Origin of the sequence: Marinoscillum furvescens DSM 4134 (assembly GCF_003386095.1) — a bacterium.
In the GTDB taxonomy this organism is placed as follows: domain Bacteria; phylum Bacteroidota; class Bacteroidia; order Cytophagales; family Cyclobacteriaceae; genus Marinoscillum; species Marinoscillum furvescens.
The window spans coordinates 61081-68804 of the sequence record NZ_QREG01000015.1 but is presented as its reverse complement, the minus strand read 5'-3'; the positions used below and the strand labels follow the sequence as shown (position 1 = coordinate 68804).

The 7724-nt window shown below is 45.4% G+C and carries 7 protein-coding genes; 5 read left to right on the top strand and 2 right to left on the bottom strand.

All coding sequences use genetic code 11. The features are described 5' to 3' along the window. The first annotated feature begins 86 nt into the window (after positions 1 to 86). From C7460_RS15435 to C7460_RS15410, 5 genes are all read left to right on the top strand, one after another. Positions 87 to 716, top strand: a complete 630-nt coding sequence (locus tag C7460_RS15435; RefSeq protein ID WP_115869023.1) for an HAD-IA family hydrolase — start codon at positions 87 to 89, stop codon at positions 714 to 716. Beyond that, positions 709 to 1866: a site-2 protease family protein gene (locus C7460_RS15430; RefSeq protein ID WP_115869022.1), complete on the top strand. Its 1158-nt coding sequence runs from the start codon at positions 709 to 711 to the stop codon at positions 1864 to 1866. The genes C7460_RS15435 and C7460_RS15430 overlap by 8 nt, the downstream gene beginning before the upstream one ends. Positions 1867 to 1882: 16 nt before the next feature. Next, positions 1883 to 3100 (top strand): YjbH domain-containing protein, encoded by a 1218-nt coding sequence (locus tag C7460_RS15425; protein ID WP_115869021.1) that lies wholly within the window; start codon positions 1883 to 1885, stop codon positions 3098 to 3100. A gap of 983 nt (positions 3101 to 4083) precedes the next feature. Next, positions 4084 to 5199, top strand: coding sequence for a hypothetical protein (locus C7460_RS15415; protein ID WP_115869019.1), 1116 nt, complete (start codon positions 4084 to 4086; stop codon positions 5197 to 5199). A 61-nt stretch (positions 5200 to 5260) separates the two neighbouring features. After that, entirely contained in the window at positions 5261 to 5977 is a 717-nt protein-coding gene (locus tag C7460_RS15410; protein ID WP_115869018.1) for an outer membrane beta-barrel protein, read from the top strand. A gap of 962 nt (positions 5978 to 6939) precedes the next feature. On the opposite strand, the gene C7460_RS15405 is transcribed toward C7460_RS15410, so the two are convergent. Next, the gene (locus C7460_RS15405) at positions 6940 to 7227 is read right to left on the bottom strand and encodes a type II toxin-antitoxin system RelE/ParE family toxin (RefSeq protein ID WP_115869017.1); all 288 of its coding nucleotides are present in this window, start codon (positions 7225 to 7227) and stop codon (positions 6940 to 6942) included. Beyond that, complete coding sequence (locus C7460_RS15400; protein ID WP_115869016.1) at positions 7220 to 7459, bottom strand: ribbon-helix-helix domain-containing protein; 240 nt, start codon at positions 7457 to 7459, stop codon at positions 7220 to 7222. The genes C7460_RS15405 and C7460_RS15400 overlap by 8 nt, the downstream gene beginning before the upstream one ends. Between the last annotated feature and the right edge of the window lie 265 nt (positions 7460 to 7724).

Below are 7724 nucleotides of genomic sequence, written 5' to 3'. Positions count from 1 at the left end.
CCTTACTTAGCTTACCTAAACCCACGCCTTAACGTTCAAATTCATTAATCTTGCGACCGTAAGCAAACCAAAACTTTACAACACCTGTGCAATACAGTCTTTCACAATTAGACACCATCATCTTCGATCTGGGAGAAGTCATCGTAGACCTGGACGGACAAGCTGTAATCGACGCTTTTCACCACCTCACCGATGGACGTGGAGGAAATCTCCGCGAGCTAATGATTGGATCGCCGTTTTTGTTTGCATACGAAACAGGCAAAATGTCTGACGGGGCTTTCATCCGCGAAATCAACAATCTCTTCGATGCTCAAATCAGTGATGCAGATTTTCGACAGGCATGGAACCTCATGATCAAAGGCATCTCCACCAAACGGCTGGAGCTCATGGCGCAGCTGATGAAAACGCATCAAGTGCTTATTCTCAGCAATACCAACGCCATGCATGAGGAGTACTTTGATCAGCTAGTGAGCAAACAAACCGGCAAGCTCATGAAAGACTATGCGCATACTGCTTACTACTCCCACCAGATCGGCTACCGAAAGCCCAACTACGATATCTACGAATACATCATAGAAGAGCAAGGGTTGAATCCAGCCCGAAGCCTGTTCCTGGATGACAAAAGTGAAAACATTGAAGCAGCAAGAGACGTAGGATTGCACGCTACACAGGTAGCTTTCCCAGACCAGATATTTGAGACCCTAAACTATGACTAAACGCACCAAACAGCTACTTCTCCACCTGGGATTGTTTGTACTCACCCTGATCGCCACTACACTGGCAGGCACAGAGTGGATGTACTCCAAATACCTGTTTTGGGTAGAAGAAGACGTGCGCATGACCTGGCAGGACTTCTTTGGAGGACTACACTTTTCCCTCCCGTTTCTGCTGATCCTGACAGTACATGAGTTTGGCCATTACTTCACTGCTCGTTACCACAAAATCAACGTTACCCTACCCTATTACATTCCCATGTGGTTAGGATTTATCCTGGCACCTTCTTTTGGCACCATGGGGGCTTTCATTAAAATAAAAGACCGGATTTACAGCCTCAAACATTACTTTGACGTAGGCGTTTCCGGCCCACTGGCGGGCTTTGTCATTGCATTGGGAGTAATCTGGTATGGTTTTACGCACCTGCCCGAACCAGAATACATCTACCAGATTCATCCAGAGTATGAGCAATATGGTGCCAACTATGCCGACCATGTGTATGAAGAAGAAGGCATGGTTACTTTTCGCTTTGGGGACAACATCATCTACTGGTTTTTCGAAAACTATGTAGCCGACCCTGAGCGCATGCCCCACCCCAACGAAATCATCCACTACCCCTATCTGTTGGCAGGCTACCTGGCACTATTTTTCACCGCACTCAACCTCCTGCCTATCGGTCAGCTCGATGGAGGGCATATCCTTTTCGGACTTCTGGGTGCCAAAAACCACTGGAAAGTTTCCCAGGCGCTGTTTACCATTTTTGTATTTTATGCCGGCCTGGGAGTAGTCTCCATCGCCGACCTTCCGTCTACCGGCACTGGAGACATGCTCAACTACCTGCTGCTCATGGGCGCCTATATCTACTTTTTATATGCCTGCACCCACTCGATGTTTCCTGCCAAACAAAGCCGATGGCTTTTTGCCACAGTCATTTTCACAGCGCAGTTTGTTGTACATACAGCTTTTGACATCACAGGATATAGCGGATGGATGCTTTTCGCACTCATGCTAGGCCGTTTTCTGGGCATCCAGCACCCTCCAGTGATAGATCGCACACCACTCAGCTCCGGAAGAAAAGTACTGGGATGGATAGCGCTGATCGTTTTTATTTTATCTTTCAGCCCAGAGCCTTTCATTTTGGAGTTTGAATAACCTGTTAAAAAGTTAAGTGAAGCCGCATTTTCTTTATTTATTTCGCCTGAGTCTGACTTTATGTTTCGGCCTGCTTGCCATCAGTAGTACTGCACAGCAGCTCATCCCCAACTTACAAGCCCGGGGATTTGAAAACCTGCAATTGGAGCAGCGCAAAGACACCCTTGTACTTGCCTTCGAAGACCGCCTTTATCGCTACGAGCTGGAAGGCCTGGCACAAGTCATCACCCAGCTTCCGGAGGGTGTTCCTGTTATTCTGATTGCCAAATACCACAACATTCCTATGGTGGAGCTTCACTTCCCAGCCACATCCGTGGAAAAATGGCGCAGCGGTGAACTCACATCAGAAGCTCTAGTACGAGAAATGGGCATCAAACCAGGTCATCACTCGGCTTTACCAGAAAGCAGCATATCCAATGCTACCTTTTGGAAAGTAGATCTTGCTGCGGGGCCTGTGATCAGTGCCACACAGATAGGCAACTATGATGACGCCATCAAAACCGTAATTGACCTGGCTCCTACAGTGCACATGCAGCTAACAAACGGGCTGAGTATCACCGGACAGCTATTGATCCCAGTGTTTAACAATTTTACCGACGATGGTGTCCGTGCTGGGCTCATCACGCTCAACCAACACATGCGTCTGGGCAAAAACTGGGCTGGGACCTTACATGCAGGGCTTTTCCAGCGGCGAAGAGCTGGAGTAATAGGATACCTCACCCGTTACTTTTGGCAAAATCGATTAGGCGTTTTTGGTGAAGCCGGCTATCATACCTACTCCACCGTGTCTGGGTCCCTGATGAGTGAGTTTTTTGAAAAGTACAATTTTGGTCATGCCCGCATTGGAGTCATTGCTCGTCATCCTGTGTATGACCTCACATTCAAGGCTTCCTACGGCACCTTTATGATTCAGGACCGGGGCTGGCGTGTAGACATTTACCGCCAGTTTGGTCAGTCCATTATTGGTATATTTGGAGTACATACCCCGGATCTACCCAATGCAGGGTTTACCCTTCGGCTGCCGCTACCCATACGGAAATATCCCGCCTTTAAGCGAGCGCGAATCCGAACCTTGCCACACCTGCGCTATGAATACAAATTTACCGGCCAAACCTTCCGAGGCTTGAGCATCCATACTGGCACCACCATTCAAGAGCAAATCTGGAATTACCACCCAGACTTTATCCGTAACAACCTGGCACCTTTGCTCACTTCCACACGACCAGAGCAATAGGTACTGCCATCAAAATTACCAGGTGTACTTTGTCTAAAGTCTAACGTCTACTGTCTTGCGTCTTGCTTTTGCCAATTCCCATTGTAAGATTTTGTCTTAAACTTCGACAAGCTCAGTTTGACAAAATCAATTGATATTATTCCTTCTATTGTCTTCAATCTAATGTCTTTTATCTACTTAACATTGCCTACTGCTTTTTGCCTATTGCTATTTTGTCTAAAGTCTAACGTCTACTATCTAGCGTCTTACTTTTGCCAATTCCCATTCGATACTTTAAGATTTTAACTTCGATCGTGCCTACGTTCACTTCGGCAGGCCCGCCTATCGACGTGGCAAGCGGGCCCGCCAAAGGCGAGGTAAACACGATAACTGCCACCCACTTTGCTTATTGAATTTTGCCTACTGCCTATTTTGTCTAAATTCTTACGTCTACTGTCTAGCGTCTTGCTTTTGCCTATTGTCTATTGAACAGCAGTCTTATCATTCGACCATGCCTGTGTAAACTCCGGCAGGCCCGCCTATCGGCGTGGCAAGCAGGCAAGCTCACTTTAACAAAATCAATTGATATTATTCCTTCTAATGTCTTCGATCTAATGTCTTTTATCTACTTAACATTGCCTAATGCTTTTTTGCCTATTGTCTATTGAACAGCAGTCTTATCATTCGACCATACCTGCGTAAACTCCGGCAGGCCCGCCTATCGGCGTGGCAAGCAGGCAAGCTCGATGACCACTTCCCCATTTGTCTATTGTCTCATGTCTTTTGTCTTCTAAGCTTTGCCTATTGCCTATTGAAACTTGCCTATTGCTCTTTGAACTGCCTATTAGATCTAGTGTTGTAACTCATTCAGTATCAAATTGAAGAATATCAACTTAAAATTGCATATTATTTTTCCCATACAAATTCCAGTTTATCTACTATTTCCCTATGTTTGTTATTATTTACGTGGCATTAAGCTGCCTAAACTCAACTTTACTGACGTAATGATCACAAAATCTATCACCAAAAACCTACGCCTGGCCGCCATACTGAGCGTATTCACTGGAATTGCAACCATCATTGGTTGTAACAACCCAATCGAAGGAATTGAACGAGGAAACCCGCCACTGGAAGCTGGAAGCCAAAAAATTGTTGTTAACACTACGAGTGATGACGCATCGGCACTATCCAACTATACGGTAAAAGTGACGGATCCATCTGGCACTGATTCTGAGCTTGCTGCTACTTCTGGCACACTCGAAATTGGCAGCCTATCCACTGGAAACTACACCATTGAAGTCATCAAAGACGGATATGTTGGTCAGTCTGGTGACCTTACAGTAGAGCTTCCCGAAGACGAGTCTTCAGATTACGAAGTAGCGATTGATTTGGAACTGACCAAGCTTGCTGATCCAGTACCAGTCGACAACTCTACTGGAGGTCAAGTGGGAACCAACAGCGGTGGCCGTACGAATGCCGTAACCATGGTTTTGGACATCCCAGGTAATGCAATCCCAGGCACAGGAACTACTGACATTGGATTGACAGCTTTACCTGTGTTAAACACCAATCCGAATGATCCTTCTTCATTTGCATTTGCAATCACTCCACTAACACTTACACTTACACAACCAAGTACGATCACTTTTGACCTACCACAAGCACTGATCAATCTTGGTGTTAGCTTTATCTTGAAGGGTGTAGATGGCACTGAAGTTCCTGTAACTGTAGATGCTGCCAACAAGCAAGGTTCTGCTGACATCACCAAATTTGGTATATATGGTTTGGCACTAGATGTGAGTATCACTAAAACAGCAGACGTGCAGACAAGATCTGCACAAGGAAATTGTGGTGAAGACCTCAATACCACTGTAGAAGGAAAAGCAACTATGGGTGCAATCTTTGCTCAACTAAAAGGAAAGACGAACCGCTCACTATCAAAAACAGTGAAAGTACAAAAAAGCGGACAACCGTTTTTTCAAATCAAAGGTACCGCAAGTATTCAGCGTGTAGGATATACCATCACATCAGGTAACGCGACCATCGAATCAGGGTTTAGCGGATTTGGTGGTGCTAAAGTAGAATACAGTTCTAAAGAATGTCACGATTCCGGAGGGTGATCCCCGGAATTTTCCACTTCCAGCACAAAGTATTTAGCCTAACCCTTTTAGCATCAAAACAATGAAAAAATTAATACTGCCTATCCTTGTCATGCTACTGATAGCTTCAGTAGCCGATGCACAAAGCAGAAACAATTACCAAAGATACCGTCAGTCATTGCAAAAGACTGGCTTTAGAGGCATCGGCCTGGGAGCAGGTCTTTACTTCCCTAGCATGGACTATTACTCAGATTCAGATTATGATTTTGATATCACGCCGGCATTTATGCTTGGTCAGGAGTTTTGGCTCTACAAGCCATTGGCTGCACGCCTGGCGGTAGGCTACCAAAAGTCTAGTGGATCGCGTACATCTGGGGATTTCTCAGAAAGTCAGGAAATCACTTTTATACCTATCAGCATCGACGGGCTGTTTTACATGACCACAGCTACGCGCTTCTCCAAAACACCACAGCCGTCCTTTTATTTCGGTGCGGGTGTAGAAATCACTCAGCTAAACCTCACGTACAACAGTACAGGTGGCTCACCGCAAGAACTAAGCGGAGGCACTACCCTGGCTCATGGTATTGTAGGTATGGAATACCCTATAGCTGGTAATCTAAAAATCGGATTGGAAGCTCAGTATGTTTTTGGAAAGTACGAACAAACCTTCGTAACGGAAGGTAACAACACTTACTTGCAGGAAATCAGTGTTTCCGGACCGAAAGCGTTCTTCAGTGTGAAATATGTCATCAGCGAATACATCCCACGAAGAGGTAGAGCGTTCCCTCGAAGAAGGTAATAAAAACTTTACGTCAGTGAATATACGAAAGCCCGCATCCGCGGGCTTTTTTTTGCTCAAGAGTGCAGCGTATGCTCTCATAGTACCTCGCCCTATTCATGAAACCTTGGAGGTTTTGAAAACCTCCAAGGTTTATCTTCGCCTTTTTTGCCTACTGCTTTAGCAGAGAGTCTACTGAACAGCAGTCTTATCCTTCGACAGGCTCAGGATGACTGCTACAACTTTGCCTATTGCTTTTTGCTTATCGCCAATTCTGTCTAGCGTCTAGTGTCTAAATTCTGCCTACTACTCTTTGCCTATTCATTCTAGCATCTCTTGTCTTTATCTACTTCCATTATCCACTCCTGCTCCCCTCTTGAGAGGGGCCAGGGGTGTGTTATACGTCCAGCAAGCGCGCCCGGCTAGGGGTGCCCGGCTAGGGGTGCCCGACCAGGGGTGCCCGATCAGGGGTGTGTTTCTACGCCCAGCAAGAAACCCTGGAGGTTTTGGAAACCTCCAAGGTTTATCTGCGACTTCTTTGCCTACTACTTATGCATATTGTCTACTCAACAGCAGTCTTATCCTTCAATAGTGGCACAGAAGGCAGTCTTATCCTTCGACCATGCCTGCGGCAGGCAGGCTCAGGATGACTGCTGCCGAGTTTGCCTATGTCCCTTTCCTAATTGCCTACTTTTAATCTAAAGTCTAACGTCTAGTGTCTAAAACCTTGCCTACTTATCTTTGCCTATTGCCTATTTTTCCAGGGTGACGGCTACCACACTTACCAATTTCCGATTGTCTATCATTTAAAGTCTGCCTACTGCCCTTTGCCTATTGCCTACTTTTTCTTGCGTCTTTTATCTAATGTCTAGCCTCTGACGTCTTTTGTCTTAAATCTAAAGTCTAACATCTAGTATCTATTGTCTCTAAACCACTTTACCTATTTCACATCAGCTCTAGACTAGCTTATGCTTACAATTGCCTCAGCCGCCATCTACAAAATCTTGCCTACCAATAATTGCCATGATTTCTACCTGACCCTTTTCAACCCGATAATAAATGCTGTCAACTCCACAAACACAACGTCGATATCCAACCTTTATATGATCTACAGATTCAAAAGCAAAGGGTCTTCTTGCTATCAATTCAAATTGATCGAAAAAAGCATGAAAATATCTTTCTGCTTGCCTTTCTCCAAAGCGATGAGCACCATACAGATAGATACGGATAAGATCTTCCTTCGCGGTTTCGCTCAATCGATACTCAGCCATTCATCTTTGCTTTGGCTTTCTTCAATAAATCTTCTCTTGATTCTTCCGTGAAACCTCCTTCTTCCGCTCGCTCCAATTTCATACGTATATAATCCACCTGCTGTTGCTGATTTCGCGCTTGTCGAACGAGATCATTGACCAATTCACTTTTACTTGAATACTCTTTGCTCTCTACACGTTCCTTGAGCCATTGATCGTTCGGCTCAGTAAATGATATGCTTTGACGTCCCATATTGATGCAATTTTACACCAAATATACATCATCTTCGTTTTCTCTCCACTTCCAGCATTTTATCCGCCCCTACTCCCCTCTTGAGAGGGGAATAAAAGGGGCGCCCGGCCAGGGGTGTGTTATACGTCCAGCAAGAAACCTTGGGGGTTTTCAAAACCTCCAAGGTTTATCTGCGACTTCTTTGCCTACTACTTATGCATATTGTCTACTCAACAGCAGTCTTATCCTTCAATAGTGGCACAGAAGGCAGTCTTATCCTTCGACA

Bases quoted from the DNA above. Each gene is read 5' to 3' on its own strand.
- C7460_RS15430 (WP_115869022.1), top strand. From the start codon at position 709: ATGACTAAACGCACCAAACAGCTACTTCTCCACCTGGGATTGTTTGTA.
- C7460_RS15415 (WP_115869019.1), top strand. From the start codon at position 4,084: ATGATCACAAAATCTATCACCAAAAACCTACGCCTGGCCGCCATACTG.
- C7460_RS15410 (WP_115869018.1), top strand. From the start codon at position 5,261: ATGAAAAAATTAATACTGCCTATCCTTGTCATGCTACTGATAGCTTCA.
- C7460_RS15405 (WP_115869017.1), bottom strand. From the start codon at position 7,227: ATGGCTGAGTATCGATTGAGCGAAACCGCGAAGGAAGATCTTATCCGT.
- C7460_RS15400 (WP_115869016.1), bottom strand. From the start codon at position 7,459: ATGGGACGTCAAAGCATATCATTTACTGAGCCGAACGATCAATGGCTC.